Source organism: uncultured Sulfitobacter sp. (genome assembly GCF_947497275.1).
Taxonomy (GTDB): Bacteria; Pseudomonadota; Alphaproteobacteria; order Rhodobacterales; family Rhodobacteraceae; genus Sulfitobacter.
Genome location: NZ_CANMFS010000021.1, coordinates 1 through 22,039 on the forward strand (window position 1 = coordinate 1; position 22,039 = coordinate 22,039).

Below are 22,039 nucleotides of genomic sequence, written 5' to 3' on the forward strand. Positions count from 1 at the left end.
CGAAATGGGAGACGGCATCGCCTCTCCCAAACCCTCTAAGACCAACGTCAGCCGTTGGATCGCGTCCCGCAAGGTCGCACCAGCACCCCGACCGATGCCCCACGGTGGGGGCCGGTCTGCCGCTGGCGTTTCCCTTGCGGGAGGTATCGCGTGGTGGTGCTGACGCCCCTTCGCGATACCGAGTTTGCCCCCGGCAAACCGCCAGTGATCTGTCCCCATATCCCGCCCCTCATGAGGCTGGGGAGTTGGGGGCAGATCACTGGCAAGCCCGCGCCTCAGTGAGCCAGAGGCTCGCTTCGGGTGGGCTATCTTTTCCTCTCGCAGCGCGCCGGTTTGGGGCGCGATCTTGCGGAGAAAAGACGGCTGATCCGATTGCCAATGTCGGGGCATCGGCACGGATCAGCTCCGGCGCGTGGGCGCGTTTGCATCACAGGCGAGGGGAGGGCGCATGGCCAGCTACCACCTCTCCGTGAAGACGATCAAACGCAGCGCCGGGCGCTCCGCCACGGCGGCGGCAGCCTACCGTGTCGGCGAGCGCATCGAGTGCCAGCGCGAAGGCCGCGTCCACGATTACACCCGCAAGCAGGGCATCGAGGAGACCTTCATCCTGACCCCGAAGGACGCCCCGGACTGGGCGCAGGATCGGTCCCGCCTCTGGAACGAGGTCGAGGCCAGCGAGACCCGCCGCAACTCCGTCACCGCCCGCGAATGGGAACTGGCCCTGCCGTCCGAGATCAGCGCCGAGGACCGCACGCAGATCACCCGCGACTTCGCACAGGAGCTGGTCAGCCGCTACGGCGTGGCCGTCGATGTGGCGATCCACGCCCCGCACCGCGAGGGCGATCAAAGGAACCATCACGCCCACGTCCTGACTTCCACCCGGAAGCTGGAAGCTGGGGGGTTCACAGCCAAGACGCGCGTGCTCGATTCCGCGAAGACCGGCGGGGAGGAAATCGCGCAGATGCGCGGCCTCTGGGCCGAATTGCAGAACCGCGCGCTGGAGCGGGCCGGGGAGATCGAGCGGGTCGATCACCGGTCGCTTGAGACGCAGCGCGAGGCGGCTTTGGATCGTGGCGATGACCTGTCCGCCGAGGAACTGGACCGCGACCCCGAGCTGAAGCTGGGGCCAGCGGCCAATTCCATGGAGCGGCGCGCGAAAGCTGTGGCTGAGCGTCAGGGCCGGGAATACGTCCCGGTCACCGAGCGCGGGGCCGTGGTCCATGCCGCCCGCCAGGCGCGCGCCGCTTTCCGCGAAATGCGTGAGCGGCTGGATATCGCGCGGGAGACCTATGGCATCGAGCGCGAGGCGGGGCAGGGCCGGGTCTCTGCCGGTCTGGCAGCACTCCGGGCCGCGACCTCGAAAGAACGCGACGGGCGCACGTCAGACAATATCCGGGAGCGGTTGTCGCAGGTCGTGGGCCGATCACGAGACCAGGAGGATGCACCGAAGCCGGAAGGTCGCAATTACGCGCGCGAGCGGCTCAAGGAAATCATGGAGAAGGATGCCGGGCGCGACGGGCAGGCGGCGGTTCATAAGCTGGACGGGTACAGCGAAAATGACCTTGGCGAGGAGGCCGCGAGACCGTCGCGGACCCCGGCCCAGCGTCAAAGGCAGGGCCGTTCCGAGGGCATAGCGCGGGAGGACCGCAAGCCGTCCGTGAACGAGCGTCTGAAGGATGTGCTGAACAAGCCGCGCGAGCGGTTGGAGCCGGATAACGAGCGGGAGCAGGAACGCGACGGCGATGAAAAAGAAAACACACGGGACAGGGATCGTGGTGAAGGCCACAGCCTGTAACGCGATCTGACAGGACAAACAGAGGAGACCGAAAGATGTATGAAGTATTTAACGTGGGAAAAACGTTGCTGCTGGACGGGCAGCCCATGTCCTTGGTGACACCCGCAGGCGTCGAGGCCTGGATCGATCAGGGGATCAAGTACAGCTATCGCTACGACCAAGTGCGCGATCCGCTCGACGGCCAGATGAAATACCGCTGCATCTATGAGAAAGAAGGGGCGGCTGTGCCGTTCGTGCTGGTCGACAGTCCAAGCAGCGGCGACGGGCGCGTGATCCTGTTTGATAGCCTTCCAGCTTCAGAGTAGTTAGTGCTTAGGGCTGACAACGCCATCTGGGATGAAGGTGCGATTTGCGTGGTTCCCCCCTCGGACACCCCCATACCACGACACCGCGATACCGCGATACCGCATGACCCGAAACCCCGAGACCGTGAAAAACCTAAATTCGGCTTTTACTACAGCAAGATAAGGCATATTCGTTAGCGCATTTAGTCCAACTCGTATCTTGAGTTGACATGTTATAATCCAACTAAGAATCTGAAATTGACATATATACGTTATACTCAAGCCAAGATAGCGAAACTTGGCATTCGACTTTGCGCACTTAATCTGTCATGTTAGCCCCATCGTGAAGGCAGAGTGAGCTAGCTGCGGGTCCAAACCCAGCCGAACCACTAAAGCGACAGACCAACGGGGTGTCTGTGCGATGCCGCTAGCGAAGGGTCCGGGGTCCACACCCGGACCCGCCTATTTATAAGGACGCTACAATGGCAGGCCGATCGCAAAAAGAGATATTGAAGAAGCAGGTAGAAATCCGGTCAAAGCTATGGCCGGAGCTTGATCCAAGAATGCTCTGGAGCATAGATAGCGATGGTTGGTCGGCAGTGCCCCGCCTCATGCCTTTGATGATGAGCATAATGGATGATTTGTCTGGCAAGGGGTATCCAGTCAGCCGCACTTATTTAGAACTGTGGGTTCGCTTGCGCGAAGAACGTTTTCTTACTCTAAATCGTCCTGAGGAAATGGCGTTTCATGCGGGGTTCGAGGGTCAGCGTGCGCTGCGAACTTGGAAGGACCGCGTGCAACGCCTCGCCAATCTTGGATTTATTGGCTTGAAGCCCGGTCCGCTAGGCGACTTGTCCTATGCGGTGTTCTTCAACCCTTATCATGTCGTGAAGCGTGCGTATCTGGACGGCAATGTTCAGGAGCGGAAGTGGCAAGCCTTAGTTGTCAGGGCAAATGAAGTCCGTTCGTTTGATCTGGATGAACTTGATGACGAGGGTAATCTCGTCCTTGAGGAGGAAGAGGAAGAAGCCAAGCCCGCTGTTAAACCGAAGACCAAGCGTAGGCCCCGAACCAGTCGATCAACGAAGGCGAGCTAGAGCGGTTGAGGCCGATCTTGGTAACCTTCACTTCGGTGTAAATTTGTGAACCCGGCAGTGTGCCGGTCTTGCTTTGAGCGATAGACAGGGCAGGGGATCGACGGGCTGACGCCCGCTCACCCCAACCCTGACAGTTTCCAATTACTCTTGACCCGCCTGCCATCCCGGCAGGTCCGAGAAAACCGGCAAGCGCCGCCTGCGGCGTCGGTTCCGGTCGAGAATTCCGGTTCCTCCCACGCGCAGGCGCGCGGTTCCCTCCCAAATTCACGCCCTCCACCCGGTTGTCACGGCCCCGCCAGGCCGCAGGACGGGCTTTGCCCTTACCTGCTCTGCCCTTCGGAATGCATGGGCATTCCAAAGAACAGAACAGGAAGGCCCGCCCATCGGCGGAAAGGGGAAGAGACCCGGCCCGCGTCACTCGAAGGAGGGTCACAAATGACCGCAGAGAAGTTTGACGTTTATTCCCATGTCACCAATCAGATCATCACGCAGATCGAGGCGGGGACGCCGCCCTGGCGCAAGCCGTGGACCGGCGGCGGGGCATCGGTCAGCTTGCCGGAAAGGTTCAACGGCGAGGCCTATCAGGGGATCAACATCCTGATGCTTTGGGCAACGGCAATGGCGAAGGATTACAGTTCAGCCCGCTGGATGACGTTCAATCAGGCCAAGCAACTTGGGGGCCATGTCCGCAAGGGCGAGAAATCCGCCACGGTCGTGAAATACGGCACCGTCGAGCGCGAGGACGAGAACGGCGAGGAACGCCAGATTCCCTATGCCAAGGCCTACCGCGTGTTCAATGCCGACCAGATCGAGGGCTTGCCTGCTGAATTCTACGTCCTGCCCAATCCGCCCCGTGATCTTGGCACCGTGGCTGACCCCGCACTGGAGGGTTTCTTTGCCGGGACCGGCGCGCAGATCGACGTGACTGAGGAGCCGCGCGCCTACTACAACATCAAGACCGACCGCATCCACATGCCGTTGATCGCGACGTTTCACAGGGCCGCAGGATATTACGGCACCTTGGCCCATGAGTTGACCCACTGGACAGGGGCGACGAAGCGGCTGGACCGTTTGGGCCGGTTCAATGACCGCAAGGCCTACGCCTTCGAGGAGCTGGTCGCGGAGATCGGAAACTGCATGCTTTGCGCGCAGATCGGGGTGGAGCCTGAATTCGATCAGAGCGCGGCCTATGTCGAAGGATGGCTGGAAGCGATGAAGGAAGACAGCCGCGCGATTTTCCGCGCCGCGTCCGAGGCGCAGAAGGCCGTGGATTACATCATGGAGCGCACTGCACAGGCCGACCGGATTGCCGCCGAGTAGCAGCCCGCACGGCCGAAATGATCGCGGCCCCCGTCAGCAGGCGGGGGCCTTTTGCGTTGTGGGGATACTGACCGCGGACGGTTTCAGGATGACCTGTCGGCGGGCAACCTGAAGGCCACCTGCCGACAGGCCCGGCGCTTCGCGCGGACGCCCCAAAGGGGACCACGTTATGTGCGAGCATTGAGAGAATAGCATTTTAACTACTTGGGGCGGCACTAAAGCGTGACATGTCCAGTTTGTAGAATTAATGGCACAAAGAGTTATGTTTCAAAGTCCGTCTAGTAGAATTGGTGCGGTGACATCCTCGGCGAAATACTGAACACAATCGGCTATTTTTAATGTGCTACCAGGTACATCTTCTGCCAGTTGCTCACACTCGCTACGTCCATATATTTTCCGTCCTTTGTGTTTGTCGACTGTCGATGCAACATTTTCAAAATGGCTCATCTCATGGATGATAGTGCCTTCTTGGCCACCCCATCTATCATCGATTGTAGCTGGTGGAACAGGAATATCAGTGTGCTGTGGCAAAGAGAAGAAGTCCGGGCAAATGTAAAGCGTATACGGCTCATCATTGAATACGTAAGCGAAGTCACCCTGGTCACAGGATGTGGCAGGTGAATTGCATTCATAGTTAACAATGCCAATCAGCAGGTGGGATGAAATAGCGGCATAGGTCGAACTAAGCTGCGCCAAATCCTGATCGCCAGGTGGACCAAAATATCGGCGATAGATGACGCTGTCCTCTACAGCTGCTTCTGCTATGCTGGCCATCACACGAGCTCGGTCAGCAATATCATGGAGGTCGTCGTCTTCGACGGGACAGTTTTGTGCTACTGCAGATACAGGTAGGAGAACAAAAAAACCAAACCCAGTTAGAAATTTTCTCATATGAGAACTCCAATTCTAATGCCAAGAACTCGATAATGCTTATTATCTCGTTAGGCCCTCTCTAACGTTCTGCACTGCCGCATGTCGGGTTTGCCCACGAGCTGGTTAACAACCCAGCCGTTAGAGAACCGGAATGTTAGACCATATATAGCATCACCATAGAGAGCAATTTTTTCCTTCAGGAGCGGTTCATTTGGCGCTCCATTAATGACAACTTCATTCGTAGGCAGGCTTTCATTCACGATCTGAAATATTGCCCTACCAGGACCGGTTCGTTTTTCACCGTTGCCGTCGAGGCCACTTGAAGCCAAATGATTAGGGTCGATACTATAATCATAATCATAATCAAAAGGTGATGTTGTCACTCTCTCAAGTTCAGTATTGAGATAGTAGGCAGATACATCAGACAACGATATGTGATTAGGGAACCGTATCCACCCACGCCAATATACAGCGATATCTGACATAGCCCGGTACTGTTGTGAACCAATTGACACCAAAGCATCCATGCCACAATTTGCTCGTAGAGAACCATCAAATAGAACATCGTTGATCGTCAGAGCCAAAAAATCGTTCGGAAGGTTGGATGAGCACTCTTCTAGTTCATAACAACGCGTATACTCTGCCAAAAGTTGTGTTTCTGCCTTTCGCAAAGCTAACAAATCTGATTTGAAGTAATCGTTCCACATTTCTGGCAAACCATTCTGAATGGTTTCATTTTGTTTTATCGCAGAACGAACAAGAAGCATTTTTCGAGTTATTTCGCCCAAGACATAGAATCGTGTATAGCTAGCATCAAATTCCGGAAGTGCGCTATATCTAAGTAGAATCATTTGGCTTGGGGCACCATCCGTGTCCTTAAAAGATGACGCGATTAGGGAGAGATTCGAAAAGAAGGCCTGAACGCTTTCTTGGCCTGACGTAGAACCAGTATTTAGGCTTGGAGATAGTGAGTCTATTCCAGGTGCCCCAACCAAACGAGCTTGGATATCAATAGATCCAAATTGACTGGCTATCTTAACGAACCGTAAAAATTTTTCTTGAGTACTGAGCTTACCGCTTGCGCTGAATACTTGCCCTATACCTCCCTTGCCTTCAAGGCTCACAGAAGCGCTCTCGGCGAGAGTCTCTTTCTCCAAGCTAGATAGACCATTTACTGTAATATTATATTCGAGATAGGCTTCTCGCTTAATCGCTCGAATGAAGTGTGTTCCGCAAAGCTGGCGAAAATCTTCGTATGAACCTTCATCGAGTAGTTTTTGAAATTGCGGTTTGAGTCGATAATCTAGCCAATCACGACCATGATCCGCTGATATCCTGACGGATACCATCAAGGATGAAGCGCTTTCTTGAATAAAGCTCTCATACTCTTCCGTAAATTTCGTGGAAGCAGAACCACTTGCTACTTTTAAGTAGTTTCCACTCGCGCTCGCTTCGACGCCGAGAGACCTATTCAGCTTTGTTTCTAAATCTTCGACGCTGGTTATCACGTTAATAGCCGCATTAATTTCTATAGTGCCCCCCGGAATATCTTTTTTAATCGGCGAGTTAGTCAGATCAATGCAGTTGCCAGCGGGGCTATCTAAACGGGTAATTTCGACTCCGTCTCCAAGCGAAAGAGCCGAGAGACTATCGTATGGTACGGAAGAGATTTGCCGCTCAATAATATCAAAATTTGTAGTTTGTGATAATGCGTGGGAGCCTATCGAGACCGACGAAACAGCTATTGCAAAAATATGACGGAGCATCTTAAAAACCCAGTCCTTTCTTATAATTTCTGAAATCTTCTAAGCTGACGATACCTTGGAATAATTGACCGCCGTTTCCTCTTCGGCCTGCTGCACCCCATTCGCCAACAGGGCCAGGGCGACCATTTGGCCCCTTGGGACCTACCTCGCCGCGTTTACCCCAATCACCTTCGCCATGAATTTCGATTTCTGTTCCGTCACCAAGAAGTAAGCGATGTGTTCCAAGAGTGAAAACGCTGAATAAGTCTTCGTCATGTGGACGCCCGCCAAAGCCTGGATATCCTCCAGGTCCACCATCACCGCCTAGTCCTGGAGCACCACCAATACCGGGGAATCCGCCACGTCCGCCTGAGACGTTGAACGTGCCAGCTTCTGCAAGTCTTCCACCTTCATCGACAATGTAAAAATATGCGAGGCCACCTTGTCCGCCTTCGCCTCCACTTCCACCAGAACCACCGTTTCCTCCGGCACCCCCTTGCCCGCCACGCCCGCCATCTCCACCTCTTTCAGCAGTGTGTGTAAGGGAGGCGTCCCCTCCCTTGCCACCCTGTCCGCCTTGTCCGCCGTTTCCGCCATCTTCGCCTCGGCCACCACGTCCGCCTGCGCCACCGTCACCGCCTTGGGCAGACAAGTGGACAGTGGTGCCTTCAGCAACGGCACGTGTAGTTAGATGGATGTTCGCTGCGTCAGCACCAGGTGACCCAGTCAAACCGGTTAGACCTGATGTTCCGTGACTGCCGGGGTTTCCCACAAAGCCATCTTGACCTCGAGTTCCATCGTGATCGTGGTCGGGTGGAGACGAAGCATTCTCACCGCCCTTACCTTCTCGACCTAAGGTTCCATTTGTGGCCTTGTGTAGGCTTAAGTCTGGGAGTCGACGGCCCGGTGCATCGTATCCGGTAATGCCCCTCGCACTATTGATATGGACGCTTCCTGACAGGACGCCATCTACAATTACGCGTAGATTAGACTGCGATGTAAGAACGCTTTTTTCTGTGAAGTGAATTTCTTTACATTTGATTAGTATTTCTTTGGTTTCATCCAAGGAAGTAAATGCCTCCTCACCTTGAGGATGCACGAACTCGACGTTACCTTTGAGTATTAGGCGGTCGATTCCTTGTGACGCACAGTCGAATAAATCAGTGTTAACTTCTTGGCCTGATATAATTTTTTCCGCAGCGATGGCTATACTCGGAAATAGAAGCGATAGAGAAATAACGCAGTATTTAAAAGACATTTAGTCTCTCCTTAAAGTCTAAAAGTGGCACTTTACGGGAGTCAAAGGTTCCAACTGTTCCATTCTCGCCGTCTAAACCTGGCACACCAGCAGTTCCTGACGTCCCTGCAGGTCCTGCAGAGCCAGACTGACCCTGACCTGCACATGATCCAGAACTTCGAAATGTACTGCCACGACCTCCACATCCTCCAGGCCCACCTACTCCAGCCGCTCCGCCAGAACCGGCATTTCCGCCGTCACCCCCAAGACCTCCGGTTCCGCCACTATTTTGCGTGTCGAAATGATCTGCGATATCCGAATCCACAGTGGCTATTGAGATATCGCCGCCTCGGCCACCATCACCACCATTACCGCCGCTCGCGCCATTACCACCAGTGCCCCCACGACCACCAGGACCGCCCCGACCGCCATCAGATGAACCACGGCAATCTGAAGCGTCACCTCCTTTTCCTCCTTGGCCGCCGCGTCCACCTGCACCACCGGTGCCGCCGACGCCGCCAGTACCACCGCGTCCTCCATTGCCCCCCCTACTCTCAACGATAATTCGTCCGATGACTTCTCGGGCAGTTATTGTGATCGCACCACCATCGGCACCTAATCCACCACCGGCACCATTGGAACCTGTTTGCCCAGGCTGACCTGTACCACCGTTGCCGCCACCATTGCCTGCTGACGACCCACTCCTGTCCCAACTACACTTCAGACCTCGGCAGCGAAAACGGCAGCGCGCATCTGCTCCAGCCGAACCTGTTGGGCCTGTTGCTCCAGGTGCACCGGTCGCGCCTTGAGTTGCAGTGTTTGCGCCGTCTACGCCCTCTTGTCCGAGAGTGCTGACAATCTTGGAAATTGCCCGGCTTTCATCGACATTAAGCGCATTGGCTTGGCCGAAAAGTGTGTCTGCGATAATGTTAATAGAGCCCTGATTTATGAGCTTTGCATTTTCATCGATCTTAACATTTGTACACTTCATGCTGAGGTTTGGTATTGCAAAGGAAACCTCTCCAGAAATTCTGATGGTATCAACTATGTCATCGCAAATAAGTTTCCCTTCAATCACCGGGAAGTCATTTGGGCCGAGCACTTCGTCTTTGAAGGTCATCTCATTGTTTATGATTTCGGCTGCTGAGGCGTGACCCGAAACGGTAGCCCAAAATACGAATAATAATGTAGCTCGAAGCATAAATTTCCCCTCCAGCGTCTCTAACGATCCTACCTAAATCTACAATTATAAGTTGATGCTACACGGGTTTCGAAAAAAATCAACAATGGCCTAAAACGGTCGATTCCGCCGGTCCACCGTGCTCCACATAAAATCAATGACTTCGCCGTGACACAAACCCCCGGCAAAACATTTGCGGTTCTGGCAGTTTTTTGTCACAGTGCGACATGATCATCGGATACGCCAGAGTCAGCAAGGACGACCAGAACCTGGATGCCCAGACCGACGCCCTGACAGCGGCCGGAGCAGGCAAGGTATTCGCGGACAAGATCAGCGGATCGAAACGTGCCCGGCCCGAGCTGGACCGGATGCTGGAGCAGCTCCGCGACGGCGACATCGTAACAGTGACCAAATACGACCGCCTGGCCCGGTCCCTCAGAGACCTTTTGGAGATCGTGGAAACCATCGGAGCGCACGGTGCCGGCTTCCGGTCCCTCGCCGAGGACATCGACACCACGACGCCTGCCGGCCGTCTGACGTTCCACGTTTTCGCATCCATCGCCCAGTTCGAGCGCGAGCGGATTTCAGAGCGGACGAGGGAAGGTCTGGCATCCGCCCGCAAGCGAGGCCGGATCGGAGGCAGGCCCCCTGCCCTGTCGGCTGCGCAGAAGGATGAGGTGCGACGCATGAGAGATGAGGAACATCGAGCCATCCCTGAGATTGCTCGGCTCTTCAACGTCAGTGAGCGCACGGTGCGACGTGTTTAGGAACTTGGAGCTTGGGTTATTGGAGCTGGAAGTACATAGTTGGCCGAAATCAATGGACCGAAGCCGACCATGGCAAACCTTACTGGCGAATATCGCCAATAATTCTTTCCGGAACGGCGATAGCCAATGAATGATATTACTGAAGACAAGCTCCGATTTAAGCCGAAAGCGCGAATTATTCGCACTATTGGAGACCAATTAATCAGTGGCCCAGAAGCCGCTGTCATCGAGCTGGTCAAGAATGCCTATGATGCTGATGCAAATTTTGTAGAGATCAAGTTCGCTCCACCGCTCCAGCCAGGAGAAGGACGCATTTCCATCACAGATGATGGTCATGGGATGTCGCTTGACGATATTCGGCTCAAGTGGATGGAACCCGCGACAGCTTCAAAGGTAAAAGATCGCCGGTCACCATTCAAAAATCGCAAGATGATGGGTTCTAAGGGGATTGGTAGGTTTGCTGCTGCGAAGTTGGGAGCTAAGATGGCCCTCACGTCTACTGTATCAGACAAAGACGGACACGTTGCAGTTCTCATACCGGAGCTCGACTGGAGTATTTTCAGCGATGATGTGTATCTGTCCGATATCGCGATAGACTATCTAGTTCAGAATGTTGAAGAGCCAACTGGTACGACCATCGAGGTCATCGAGCTGCACGAGAGCTGGACCAAGGATCGGCTGTCCAAGTTATACGGCGAACTGAGACGATTGCTTTCACCGTTCGCGGTCAGCCATGAGAAAACCGATGACTTCAGCGTCTATCTTGATCTGTCGGATTGCGACGAAGACAGTGCTGGATTTGATCCTGCCGATATATTCGAAGACCTTGGTGATCAGATAGACGACAGCGTCTATCGTGGACATGGCAGGCGCGTCCATCCGTTCCCACTTCTATCGACATGCGATTATGAACTTGATGGGATGTTGGCACCGAATGGTGCTTTTGAAGGGACTTTCACCATTCATCGGGCTGGTCGTGGTGCGGAAAAGATTTCCATTCCGAGTGCAGGCATCAAGCAAGGCGAAAGCGCCGGGACCGTAGAGGTTCAGCTCTACATGTTTGACAGAGAAGCCGAGGCCCTTAAGAGCAACATGAAGGCGGCTGGCATGGGTGATTTGAGCGCTACCGAAGCGCGCCGATTGCTCGACAGTATTTCAGGTGTCGCAATATATCGAGAAGGGTTCCGCGTCCGACCCTATGGCGATCCAGAGAACGATTGGCTAGCTCTCGACACCCGGCGCGTTCAAGATCCATCTTTGAGGATCGGCCATAACCAGATAGCCGGTTATCTGAAGATCGAGGAAGAGCAGGCCTCAAATCTCTTCGAACGTAGTAGCCGTGAAGGCTTTGAAGACAACGCGGCCTTTCAGAACCTCGCAAAGCTGATAAAACGCTTACTGGCTGAGATCGTTGAACCGAAACGCTTCGATTTCCGTGAGAAGGCCGGTATTTCGCGGCCCCGATCATCTTCCTTCGATGAACTCAAAGAGCTTTCGGAGTTGAAGCGTGTGAGAAAGTTGGTTGCGCTGCTGGAACCAAAGCAACGGGAGCAGGCAGATCGCATTATCGACAAAGAGAGTCAGCGACTATCATTGCGGGTTGATGCGATGCGGGAGCGACAGCGAGTGCTCGAAGCACAGTCGTCGCTTGGTGCCATTCTGGCGGAAGTACTTCATGAAGGGTCTCCAGAGGCGACGTTCGTTCAAAAGAGCGCGGATCGGATGAATGTCATGCTCAAGACCTTCCTCACAGGAGATGATGGGGGAAAGAGCAAAGCACGAGAGTTCTTCTCAACACGGGTTCCTCAGATCAAGGCTTCGGGCGACAAACTGGCGAACTTGTTTCGCGCGCTGCGACCGCTTGCCGGTGGAAAGCGGCGACAACCGGCGCTTTTCTACCCGATAAAGACGATTAAAGATGCCATGGCGCTGTTCGAGAATCATAAGGTGGACGTAACGATAGAGACGGCAGCCAAAGGGATGGAGTTCCTCGGGCATTCCGAAGATTTGGCCACCGCTGTGGTCAACATTGTCGGCAATGCCGTCCACTGGCTTGAGTCAACTGAAGTTGCCGCACCTCGTATTCAGGTAACCCTGTCACGTTCAGAAGAAGGCGGTCACGTTTTCATTGAGGACAATGGGCCGGGTGTTCGGAAGGAGTTCATGGAGCGCATATTCGAAGTCGGCTTCACTCTGAAGGACGGGGGTACAGGTTTGGGTTTGAACATCGCGCGTGAAGCTCTTGCAAGATCAGGTGGCAAGCTCCGTTTCCACCCGGAACACGAGACCGGCGCATTGTTTGAAATTATCTTTCCAGCAGGACCAGAAACTTGAATATCAAGACAATACTAGTCGTTGAAGACGAAGACCGCATGATCACGCTTCTGAGCGATGCCTTAGAAGACTGGAACGCCGCAAACGAAGGGAACGCGAGACGCTTCGATGCGATATTTGTGAAGAGTCCTGAAGGCGCGGTCCGCGAGCTCTATGCTAGGAAGGTAGACTGTGCGCTCATTGACCTGCGTATACCGCCCAATGAGGGCTCCGAGAAGACTGACGCGGAGAACGGGAACGCCTTGGCAACCGCCCTGCTCCGAGAGAACGGCATCCCGGTCGCAATCATCTCTGGCCATCCTGGGGAGGCCGAGCCGGGTCTTGTCGATGGAGAAACAGTCAGAGCCTTTGAAAAGGCTGACGATGGTTATGAAGATGCGGTCGCTTGGCTGGCTTCGCAATGGGAGCTGATGAATGCTCTGCGCGCCGTACGACAAAAACTGGAACGGTCCACGGCCGAAGTATTCGCCCGGAGGATTTGGCCTTACTGGTCGCAAATTGCAGATACCATAGGTCACGACAATGAAAAATTAGCCACAGCCATTGCGCGGCAGTATGCCAGTCACACTGCTGAATTACTTGGTCAGGACGGCTCCAGTGAGTGGCATCCGTTCGAGAATTTCATTGTGCCGTCTTATATTGCCGATAGACCGCATACAGGTGACATCTTCGTCCTTGAAGGCGTCACCTTGATAGTCTTGACGCCCCAATGCGATATGGCGACAGGAAAGGTTCCAAACGTGCTTCTTGCCGAGTGCACTCTCGGTGCAGAACATTGGGCCGAGAACGTTGCGGCTTTGCGAGCTGCGACAAGCAATAACAAGCGTAAAGAGCCAACCAAGTTCTTGCGCACATTCGTAAATCAAAATCTCCCCGCGTCAGTGCACTTTCTGCCTCCTCTCCCGGGAAGCGAGGAGCCCGTTTTGGTGCAGTTTTCTAATATTAGGACGATGCCGCTTGCTGACCTGAATGAACAACTTGATGCAAGAGTTGCGTCCGTCTCGCCACCGTTCCTAAGCAACTTGGTGCAGCGTTTCGGCGCATTTATCAGCCGGACCGGACAGCCGAACATTGGTGTAGAGCATCTCTAAACTACTGGTTTTGCACCTAGCCTAGCATCCATGTTGCCCTTAACGCCGCTTTAGAACGAAACGTGAACAATTGGCAAAAAGGGGGTTCCCAAAAGCGCTGGGACGAATTATGACATGTTGTCAATAATAGACACAGTTTAGGGGCAGGTACATGAACGCGCATCCACGGACAGAATTTGCAGAACTGATGGAGCGCGCCGGTCTCGACATCGACACGGCGGCAGAGCTTCTGGATGTGAACGCTCGGACAGTCCGGCGACATATCAACGGCGAAGGCAAACGGATCGACCAACTCCGGCTGGAGAAGCTGCGCCAGACAGCGGATGCGCGCTGCACGGGCGAGCGTCCGGAAGGATTCCGCTTCATCGACCTCTTCGCGGGGATCGGGGGGCTGCGCCTGCCCTTCGAAGCCATCGGGGGGCGGTGCGTCTTTACAGCGGAGTGGGACCGGTTCAGCCGCGAGACCTACAACGCCAATTTCCCCGAGCCTGCCAACAGCGAACATGTCTTTGCCGAGGACGTGCGCCCCTATGCGAACGCACCGGGGAAAATTCCTGCCCATGACGTGCTTCTGGCCGGTTTTCCCTGTCAGCCGTTCTCTATCGCGGGCGTGAGCAAGAAGAACGCGCTTGGCCGTCCGCATGGTTTCCTCTGCGATACGCAGGGAACGCTTTTCTATGATCTGGCCAAGATCATCGACCATCACCGCCCCCCCGCCTTCCTGCTGGAGAACGTGAAGAATCTTGAACGCCATGACGGCGGCAAGACCTTCGCGACGATCATCCATGTGCTGGAGAAGGAGCTGGGCTACCGCGTCTTCCATAAGGTCATCAGCTCGACTCCGTGGGTGCCGCAGAAGCGCGAGCGCATCTTCATCGTCGGCTTCAAGGATCACAGCATCGAGTTCGACTTCGATCAGCTTGCGGTTCCTGAAGGTGACGGCCCGAAGCTGGGTTCGATCCTCGATAGGACGGTCGATCCGAAATACACACTTACGGAACACATGTGGAATTACCTTCAGGGCTACAAGGAGAAGCACCGCAGCGCCGGGAACGGGTTCGGGTTTTCCCTCTTCGGTCCGAAGGACGTGGCCCGCACCCTGTCCGCCCGCTACTACAAGGACGGCTCCGAAATCCTGATCGAGCAGAAGGGCGACCGCCCGCGCCGCCTGACACCGCGTGAGTGCGCGCGCCTGATGGGGTTCGAGAAGCCCGGACAGACGGACTGGAAAATCCCGGTGTCCGACACGCAGGGCTATCGCCAGTTCGGCAACGCGGTTGTCGTGCCGGTTGTGAACGCGGTCGCGCAACTCATGCAGCCGCGCATCATCGAGGCGATGGAGCTGGACGGGCGGCAGGTGCCTGCTACCGTGCAGGTTCGGCTTCCCCTGCCCGAGCCCGGTATCGCAGCGGAGTAATGCCTGCGGATACCGTCACGCCCGCAATCCGAAGCCGGATGATGGCAGGCATCAAAGGCAAGAACACCAGACCGGAGCTGATAATTCGATCCGCGCTGCACAGGCGCGGTTTCCGGTTTCGGCTGCACCGCAAGGACATGCCCGGCAAACCCGATCTAGTGTTCGCGGGACGGGGCGCGGTGATCTTTGTTCACGGCTGTTTCTGGCACGGCCACGACTGCCATCTGTTTCGCTGGCCGAAGAGCCGCGAGGAGTTCTGGCGCGAGAAGATCGGCAAGAACATCGAGCGCGACCGGCGGCAATATCAGGCCCTGACCGACGCGGGCTGGCGCATCGGCACGGTCCGGGAGTGCGCCCTGAAGGGCAAGACCCGCCTGCCCTTCGACATCGTTGTCGATCAATGTGCCATATGGTTGAAATCGGATATAAAAACGCTGGAGGTGAGCGGTGATACAGCGCGGGCAACTGTCTGACTATTTCGAGGGCGTCGGGGTCAAACGCCTGTCCGCCGTCGATGCCGAGCCAAAGACATCGAACCAGCACGAGGTCGGCACGACGAAGAAGATGCGCGACGACTTTCTGGGCGAGACGCACCAGCAGAATTTTCCCGCGATCTACATCTGGCTTGGCGGCGATCAGGAGGGCTTTACCGAGGAGAGCTGGGCCACACACTACGACGCCCGTCTTAACAAGCCCCGTGCGGCCGAATGGCGGCTCTACTACCCCTCAAATCCCATTACAGAGGCCATGAAGGCCGGAGACACCCTGTTCCTCGCCAAGGATAAGGGCGGCGTCCTGTGGTTCATCGTGGCCCCCGAGGGGTCCACCAGCGAGCAGCAGCTCTTCTGGTTGTTCGGTTTGCGCCCCGAAGGCAAGTCCTTCGTGTCGCGCGAGTTCTCCGACGAGGAACCGGAACTGGACTTTGCCGCGCGCTTCATCCTGGACGAGATCGGCGTCGAGTTCGAGGAGCCGGAAGCCGACAAGCTGGACAGTATCATCGAGAAGTTCGGCACGACCTTCCCCAAGACGGCTGAGTTCTCCGATCTGGCCCGTCTCACCTTGCCCGAGGTGCGCGCCGAGGACGACCCGGACGCGGCACTTATTGCATGGCTGGACCATGAGGAGGCGCTGTTCCGGCGACTGGAGCGCAAGGTTGTATCGTCGCGGATCGAGGCGGGGTTCGTGGACGACAGCGGCACGGACGTTGACGGCTTCATCAGCTTTTCTCTGAGTGTCCAGAACCGGCGCAAGTCCCGCATGGGGCATTCGCTGGAAAACCACCTTGCCGCCGTCCTCAGGGCACACGACATCCGGCATGTCCGGGGCGCGGTTACGGAACACAACCACAAGCCCGATTTCCTGTTCCCCGATCTAGAGACCTACCAGACAGCTCCAGCCGAGGGCGACCCACGCCTGACAATGCTGGGGGCCAAATCCACTTGCAAGGACCGCTGGCGGCAGGTTCTGGCCGAGGCCGAGAAGATCAGCCGCAAACATCTTCTGACGCTGGAACCGGGGATTTCAGAGCCGCAGACCGACCAGATGGAGGCGTCCAGCCTTCAGCTCGTGGTCCCCTCCCCAGTTCACGGCAGTTACACGGATGCGCAGCGCGGCTGGCTCTGGTCAGTTGAGGATTTCATCGGCGAGGTCCGAGCGCGACAGGGATAGCCATAGCACGCACGTAGCATTCGCGCTGCGCCCCTGCCCTACACTCTTCTCAAATGAGTTTTTGAGTAAATGAGTTGCAGCTCTGTCACTCACTTTGTTGCAAACGGATGCCGGGCATCAGTTCACACCAAACTTGTCGCACCTCAAATACTCAGTTACACCTTTGAGTAAATACACAAATGAGGCAGAGCTATGAGCATAATTTCCGTCCTGAATCCGAAAGGTGGTAGCGGCAAGACCACCATCAGCACCAATCTCGCCAGATCGCTGCACGAGATGGGACACTCGGTTCTGATCGTGGACAGCGATCCACAAGGCAGCGCACGTGACTGGCACGCAGCCAGCGAAGACAATCCCATCGAGCTGGTCGCGCTGGACCGTCCCAACAACGTCAAGACGTTGACCAGTATGGCAGCAAACTACGACTACGTGGTAATCGACGGCGCGGCAAAACTAGAAGACATGATCGCCGCGTGCATCAAAGTCAGCGACTTCGTTCTGATCCCCGTTCAACCATCGCCATACGACATTTGGGCCGCGTCGGACTTGGTGGATTTTATCAAGGCTCGCCAAGAGGTCACGGACGGATCGCCGCGTGCCGGGTTTGTGGTCTCCCGTGTCGTGGAAGGAACCCGGCTGGGCAGTGACGTGCGAACCGCGCTGGACGACTACGCCTTGCCTGTCTGTGAGACGACCATAACACAACGCCAAGTCTACCCCCAGACGGCATCGGAAGGGCTGACCGTATTCGACGCCGACAATGCGAAGGCGAGGGCGGAGACCACGGCGCTGAGCAACGAGATACTGGCAGTGCTTGCAACCGCGACACGGGAGGTCGCGTGATGGCCCTTTCCGCTAAACGTCCAAGCCGTGGCGACGAGGCCCGCAAACGCATCCTGCATGAAGTCACCGAGACGACAGAGAAGAAGAAGCGCCTGAATGCCGAGATCGAGGAGACACTTTATCGCAAAATCAAGATTAAGGCGGTCGAGGAGGGCCGGTCAATCTCCGACATCACCCGCGATCTTTGGTCTGAGTATTTGAGAAAATGAGTGTTTGAGTAATTACTCTACCAGCCGTTGCGACCGCGTTTCTTGAACCAGCTCTTGCAGAAACCGAGGAACGCGGCGTCCGAGTTTTTTGGTGGTTCTTTCTGTCTGGCGGCGTAGGTCCGCCACTCTCCGACCAGAACCTTGATGTCCCATGTCGGAGCCAGTTCCCGCGCCCGTTCCAGTGTATCAAGCGAGAGGGGCAGGACATAGCCGCCGGTCAGTCTGTCCTGTTCTGTTTTGGGCGCATAGTTCTCCAGAAATTCAGGTTTAGGCGTTACAGTGAGGATGTCTGCTTCCATTCGGAAGGCATAGTCCGGCATGTGGTTGTGTTCCTCGTCAGCTTTACAGATCGCTTTGACGAGCCGCCGAAATTCCTTATCAGAAGATGTGGAGCCGGTTCGGTCCTTCAGCTTGTCCAGACCGCATTTCCATTCCGGTTGCGTCCCGCATTGCTTGCGTGCCAGCTCATACAGACGGCGTTCCAAAGGCTTACGAAGCTGGAAGTAGCGACGATTGAGCGTGAGAACGTCATCCCCGGCAATGGCGTTGAAGACCCAATCGGAAAGTGTGACTTCTAGATCGAGCATCCGGCCGTCGCGGGTTTCGCGAACAATGCGGTAGCGGTCTATCAGGCTAAAGCCGTCAATCTGTTCCACGCCGCCCGTGGTGATGTTAGTCTCGATCTGCGTTCCCTGGAGACGTTCCAGCGCAGCTTTCAAACCGCTATAACCGGTTCCCGCAACTGGACGGTTTGTGGCGACAAGTAGATCGTACGCCTTGAATCGAAGGGTTTTGTGAACCTGTTTTCCGTCATTCAGAGCCGCCATCACTTGAGAGATGCAGTAGATCAGCACATCACGGTCGTGGACGGTTGCAAGGCCGATCATGTTGGGCCTGATTTCCACGTAGCTCTTTCCATCGGTAGCCACATAGCGTCGTTTTTTGGTGTCAGGCTTGGTCGAGAGGGTGAAGATCGGATGCGCCATCGACGCCATGTCGCCCTTGGGCGCAGCGTCGAAGATATCACAAACGAAGAAATCCCCCTGCGCGTGCCGCAAGGGGAGAAGAGGCGTCCGATCAGGTTTCGTAATTTCACCCACCATGCCTCTACTATTCGTAATTTCACCCACCAAGGCAAGGGATTCGTAGTATCACCCACCAGGCAGGCTTTCGTAAGATCACCCACCACCTTTCGTAAGATCACCCACCCCTTATCGTAATATCACCCACCAGAAGCTCAAAATAAGTCGGATTAAAGTATGCTTTTCAATGCCATAGGCGAGCGCACGATTCGCGTAACACAGAGTCTAACACATATATAACACACAGCCTGACAGGCTGAGACCATCACTGACAGCGCTTCACCCATTAGCGCCTGTAGAACACGCACGCATCGACCCCCGTGGTTGTCGTGGTCCAGGATGCTCCAAGGACAGCGCATGTGGACGCGTTGCTGGCCAAGAAACGAGGAAGCGTCACCGTCAGCACCAGGGCCACAACCAATGCGCCCAGACCAAACCAGGGCAGGCGGCTTTTGAGGCGATCCGCTTTCTGTTCCCGTTCGAACACCGCTCGATAGGCTGTGGACCTGTCATCTTCCGATTTGGCCAAGGCCCCGATGGTCTTGTCCGTCTGGACGCCAAGGCGTCTGACAATCTCTGTCATCGCGTCAGCGGTTGCGCCCAGGTGGCTGTCGAGGGTCTGGCCCAGAAGATCCCCGTATTTTTTCGGATTGGTCTGGTCCCGTGCGGCAAAGGCCGCGATCCGCGCTTCCGTTGCAACCTTGATCTGCTTGTCCGCCACGGCGGTCAGATCGTCGATCCTGTCGGACATACTGGCGACAGCCGTGGCCATGAGATCGAGCGTTTCGCGCAGATCATCATCGGAGAGGGCAGGGAGGTCGGGCTGGTCTGGCATCGTGAGGCGTCCTTGGTGTTACTGGTCCTGAGGGACGAACAGCCCCTTGAACTCGGGATCGGTGTAGTAGCGCAGCTTTTGCGCGACGGCGGTGGCTTGCCCCTGCACACGCAGGAGCTGGTTTTCCGGGCGGAGCTGCATGATTTCATCGGGGGTGAGCAGATCGCGACCCGTCAGGTTGTTGCTGAAGCTGGGGCCGTCACCGGGCTTGAAGCTGTCGGTCTGGAATCCGGCAGTTTCCTGACCGATCATCTGGCTCAGCCACTTGGCCGTCTCGAAGTCATTCACTCCGAAAACCTGTTGCACCCCGGCATTGGCAATGAAGGTGCCCGCGCGGTCGCCGTAGAGGTCCTTGAGTTGGCTCATGTCCTGCAGGATGGGCCAGAGCTGGAGGCCATAGCCTGCCATCAGCCCCATGGCGCGCTCCACGGCCTCCAGGCGGCCCAAGGCGGCAAACTCGTCCAAGAGGAACAGCGTGGGCGTCTTGAGGCGCTGTGTGCCCCCCTGAGCGTCTGTAGGGCCCTTCAGGGGCCTCACGGACGCCTCAGCGTCCCGTGCAATGTCCTGAAGGGCCTGAGACACCAGAAGGCGCAGCCAGCGGCTGTAGGCGTCCATCCGGTTCGGGGGCAGCACCAGAAACACCGAGGTGATCCGGTGGCGCAGATCGGAGAAGTGGAAATCTGACCGCGACAGAACTTTGGCAATGCGCGGACTGTCGAGGAAATGGGTGTGGCGCTGTGCGTTCGACAGGACCGAGGCGGCTTCGCGATCCGCCTTGCCGAGGAAGCGGTTGGCGGCGCGGGCGATCAACCCGCCCGCCGCATCGCTGTCCTGCATCAGTTCCAGCAGCGCGCGCAGCTTTTCGGGAGGCAGGGTGAGATATTCCCGGACTGTGGCAAGTGTCCGGCGGTCGCGATCCTCATGGCAGACACAGAACATGATCAGCCCGCCAAGGATGGCCTTGGCCTCCTCGTTCCAGTGCGCTTCCGTCACCTGTCCCGGCGGGTCCATGACCAGCGCCTCTGTCAGGGAGGCGGCATCCTCACCCAGATCGAGGCTGTCGGGTGTCAGTCGGTCGAGCGGGTTATAGGCGGCAGAGGGCATCCCCGAGACCTCAAACGGATCGAGGACATGGACCGTTCCGAACCGCCGCCGGGCTTCCCCGGCGATCCTGGCATTCTCGCCCTTGGGGTCGATGACCAGGACCGAGCGTTCCGCCGCCAGCAGGTTCGGGATGACAGTGCCGACACCTTTCCCGGCCCGCGTCGGGGCGAGGGTGATCAGATGGGCCGGACCGTCATAGCGCAGCAGCCGTCCGGTGTGCGGGTTGCGCCCGATCAGAAGGCCGTCTTCCCGCTGGAGTTTCTTCAGCTCCTTGCGGTTGGCGAAGCGGGCGGAGCCGTGGCTGTCGCCGGTCAGCCCGAAGAAGGCATCCGCCCCGGAGGCCATGCGCCAATACTGGAACCCGAAGATACCACCGACAAAAATGAACGGGCCGAAGACCAGCCACTGCCATGCGCTTTCGCCGGGCGGCTGGTCGAAGAAGGCGAAGATGAACGGTGTGGCGACAAGTGCCCCGATCATCGCGCCGAACACGACTGCGCCGATCATCCAGCCCAGCAGGATGGGCGTGAAGATCAACCGACCGAAGAACCGGAACAGCCCTCCGAAGACGAGCATCACGCCCCGCATCAGGACGACGTGTCCGGATCAGAGCTGGACGGGGCGGGGGAGGGCGACTCGGAGGAAGCCCCCCAGTCCGCGAAGGCTTTGCGATCCTGTTCGCGGGGCAGGTTGCAGATCAGCCGGTCGAGCATGGCAGCGGCCCCGGAATCCCGCTCCGCCAGATCGATAAGCGCACCGCCCAGGATCACCTTGCGCCGGGTGTCGAGTTTGCGCTGTCTGGTGCTTTCCCGGTTCTTCAGCGCCTGAAGACGGGCCTTGGCCTGGGCATATCGTTTCTCGGCCCGTTCGAGTTCGGTTTCTGCCAATGCGCGTCTCCATCTTTGAAAAGAGCAGATGGTCAGGTTGGTCTTGTCAGATCGAGCGATAGCGCTTACCCGTAGGCCTGTAAAGGACAAGGGCGCACTTATGCAAACTCTACACCTGCGGTTCCGAGCTTTGCGTGCGATCTCTCTGGGGCAAAGCCCCGGCCGATGGCCATCCCCTTCGCTGCGTGCCGCATCGAAATGGGAGACGGCATCGCCTCTCCCAAACCCTCTAAGACCAACGTCAGCCGTTGGATCGCGTCCCGCAAGGTCG

The 22,039-nt window shown here is 56.7% G+C and carries 20 protein-coding genes and 1 pseudogene; 12 read left to right on the forward strand and 9 right to left on the reverse strand.

Annotated features, from left to right (window positions below; genetic code table 11):
- A pseudogene (locus Q1A06_RS20225) lies at positions 1 to 219 on the reverse strand (hypothetical protein); the annotation flags it as partial.
- A gap of 229 nt (positions 220 to 448) precedes the next feature.
- On the opposite strand from Q1A06_RS20225, the gene mobQ reads away from it, so the two are divergent.
- The 4 genes from mobQ to Q1A06_RS20245 all read left to right on the forward strand — a co-directional run bounded on the left by mobQ (position 449) and on the right by Q1A06_RS20245 (position 4,496).
- On the forward strand, positions 449 to 1,795 hold the full coding sequence (mobQ, locus tag Q1A06_RS20230) for a MobQ family relaxase (RefSeq protein WP_299567902.1): 1,347 nt from the start codon (positions 449 to 451) through the stop codon (positions 1,793 to 1,795).
- A gap of 35 nt (positions 1,796 to 1,830) precedes the next feature.
- The gene (locus Q1A06_RS20235; protein ID WP_299567904.1) at positions 1,831 to 2,100 is read left to right on the forward strand and encodes a hypothetical protein; all 270 of its coding nucleotides are present in this window, start codon (positions 1,831 to 1,833) and stop codon (positions 2,098 to 2,100) included.
- Positions 2,101 to 2,561: 461 nt separating this feature from the next.
- Complete coding sequence (locus Q1A06_RS20240; protein WP_299567905.1) at positions 2,562 to 3,176, forward strand: hypothetical protein; 615 nt, start codon at positions 2,562 to 2,564, stop codon at positions 3,174 to 3,176.
- A gap of 435 nt (positions 3,177 to 3,611) precedes the next feature.
- Positions 3,612 to 4,496 carry a zincin-like metallopeptidase domain-containing protein gene (locus Q1A06_RS20245; protein ID WP_299567907.1) on the forward strand — a complete coding sequence of 295 codons (885 nt, stop codon included), beginning with the start codon at positions 3,612 to 3,614 and terminating at the stop codon, positions 4,494 to 4,496.
- Between the two features lie 267 nt (positions 4,497 to 4,763).
- Here the strand turns inward: Q1A06_RS20245 and Q1A06_RS20250 are convergent, their stop codons facing one another.
- The 4 genes from Q1A06_RS20250 to Q1A06_RS20265 all read right to left on the reverse strand — a co-directional run bounded on the left by Q1A06_RS20250 (position 4,764) and on the right by Q1A06_RS20265 (position 8,879).
- Positions 4,764 to 5,387, reverse strand: a complete 624-nt coding sequence (locus Q1A06_RS20250; protein WP_299567909.1) for a M35 family metallo-endopeptidase — start codon at positions 5,385 to 5,387, stop codon at positions 4,764 to 4,766.
- Positions 5,388 to 5,437: 50 nt separating this feature from the next.
- Positions 5,438 to 7,135, reverse strand: a complete 1,698-nt coding sequence (locus Q1A06_RS20255; protein WP_299567911.1) for a hypothetical protein — start codon at positions 7,133 to 7,135, stop codon at positions 5,438 to 5,440.
- A 303-nt stretch (positions 7,136 to 7,438) separates the two neighbouring features.
- A complete protein-coding gene (locus Q1A06_RS20260) occupies positions 7,439 to 7,789 on the reverse strand; it encodes a hypothetical protein (RefSeq protein ID WP_299567913.1) in 351 nt (116 codons plus the stop codon).
- A gap of 892 nt (positions 7,790 to 8,681) precedes the next feature.
- Positions 8,682 to 8,879, reverse strand: coding sequence for a hypothetical protein (locus Q1A06_RS20265; RefSeq protein WP_299567914.1), 198 nt, complete (start codon positions 8,877 to 8,879; stop codon positions 8,682 to 8,684).
- Positions 8,880 to 9,758: 879 nt separating this feature from the next.
- Here Q1A06_RS20265 and Q1A06_RS20270 point away from each other — a divergent pair.
- The 8 genes from Q1A06_RS20270 to Q1A06_RS20305 all read left to right on the forward strand — a co-directional run bounded on the left by Q1A06_RS20270 (position 9,759) and on the right by Q1A06_RS20305 (position 17,860).
- Positions 9,759 to 10,298 (forward strand): recombinase family protein, encoded by a 540-nt coding sequence (locus tag Q1A06_RS20270; RefSeq protein WP_299567916.1) that lies wholly within the window; start codon positions 9,759 to 9,761, stop codon positions 10,296 to 10,298.
- A gap of 126 nt (positions 10,299 to 10,424) precedes the next feature.
- Positions 10,425 to 12,632, forward strand: a complete 2,208-nt coding sequence (locus Q1A06_RS20275) for a sensor histidine kinase (RefSeq protein ID WP_299567918.1) — start codon at positions 10,425 to 10,427, stop codon at positions 12,630 to 12,632.
- On the forward strand, positions 12,629 to 13,723 hold the full coding sequence (locus tag Q1A06_RS20280; protein WP_299567920.1) for a response regulator: 1,095 nt from the start codon (positions 12,629 to 12,631) through the stop codon (positions 13,721 to 13,723). Before Q1A06_RS20275 ends, Q1A06_RS20280 begins: the two co-directional genes overlap by 4 nt.
- 151 nt (positions 13,724 to 13,874) lie before the next feature.
- A complete protein-coding gene (gene dcm, locus Q1A06_RS20285) occupies positions 13,875 to 15,140 on the forward strand; it encodes a DNA (cytosine-5-)-methyltransferase (protein WP_299567923.1) in 1,266 nt (421 codons plus the stop codon).
- Complete coding sequence (locus Q1A06_RS20290) at positions 15,140 to 15,613, forward strand: very short patch repair endonuclease (RefSeq protein WP_299567925.1); 474 nt, start codon at positions 15,140 to 15,142, stop codon at positions 15,611 to 15,613. Before dcm ends, Q1A06_RS20290 begins: the two co-directional genes overlap by 1 nt.
- Entirely contained in the window at positions 15,588 to 16,808 is a 1,221-nt protein-coding gene (locus tag Q1A06_RS20295; RefSeq protein ID WP_299567927.1) for a type II restriction endonuclease, read from the forward strand. The genes Q1A06_RS20290 and Q1A06_RS20295 overlap by 26 nt, the downstream gene beginning before the upstream one ends.
- A gap of 192 nt (positions 16,809 to 17,000) precedes the next feature.
- Positions 17,001 to 17,651, forward strand: coding sequence for a ParA family partition ATPase (gene parA / locus Q1A06_RS20300; protein WP_299567929.1), 651 nt, complete (start codon positions 17,001 to 17,003; stop codon positions 17,649 to 17,651).
- Positions 17,651 to 17,860, forward strand: a complete 210-nt coding sequence (locus tag Q1A06_RS20305; RefSeq protein WP_299567931.1) for a plasmid partition protein ParG — start codon at positions 17,651 to 17,653, stop codon at positions 17,858 to 17,860. Before parA ends, Q1A06_RS20305 begins: the two co-directional genes overlap by 1 nt.
- A gap of 17 nt (positions 17,861 to 17,877) precedes the next feature.
- On the opposite strand, the gene Q1A06_RS20310 is transcribed toward Q1A06_RS20305, so the two are convergent.
- From Q1A06_RS20310 to Q1A06_RS20325, 4 genes are all read right to left on the reverse strand, one after another.
- A complete protein-coding gene (locus tag Q1A06_RS20310; RefSeq protein ID WP_366523554.1) occupies positions 17,878 to 18,990 on the reverse strand; it encodes a replication initiator protein A in 1,113 nt (370 codons plus the stop codon).
- Between the two features lie 238 nt (positions 18,991 to 19,228).
- Entirely contained in the window at positions 19,229 to 19,777 is a 549-nt protein-coding gene (locus Q1A06_RS20315; protein ID WP_299567933.1) for a hypothetical protein, read from the reverse strand.
- Positions 19,778 to 19,795: 18 nt separating this feature from the next.
- Entirely contained in the window at positions 19,796 to 21,469 is a 1,674-nt protein-coding gene (locus tag Q1A06_RS20320) for a type IV secretory system conjugative DNA transfer family protein (protein ID WP_299567935.1), read from the reverse strand.
- Entirely contained in the window at positions 21,469 to 21,768 is a 300-nt protein-coding gene (locus tag Q1A06_RS20325; RefSeq protein WP_299567937.1) for a mobilization protein, read from the reverse strand. Before Q1A06_RS20325 ends, Q1A06_RS20320 begins: the two co-directional genes overlap by 1 nt.
- Positions 21,769 to 22,039: the final 271 nt, after the last annotated feature.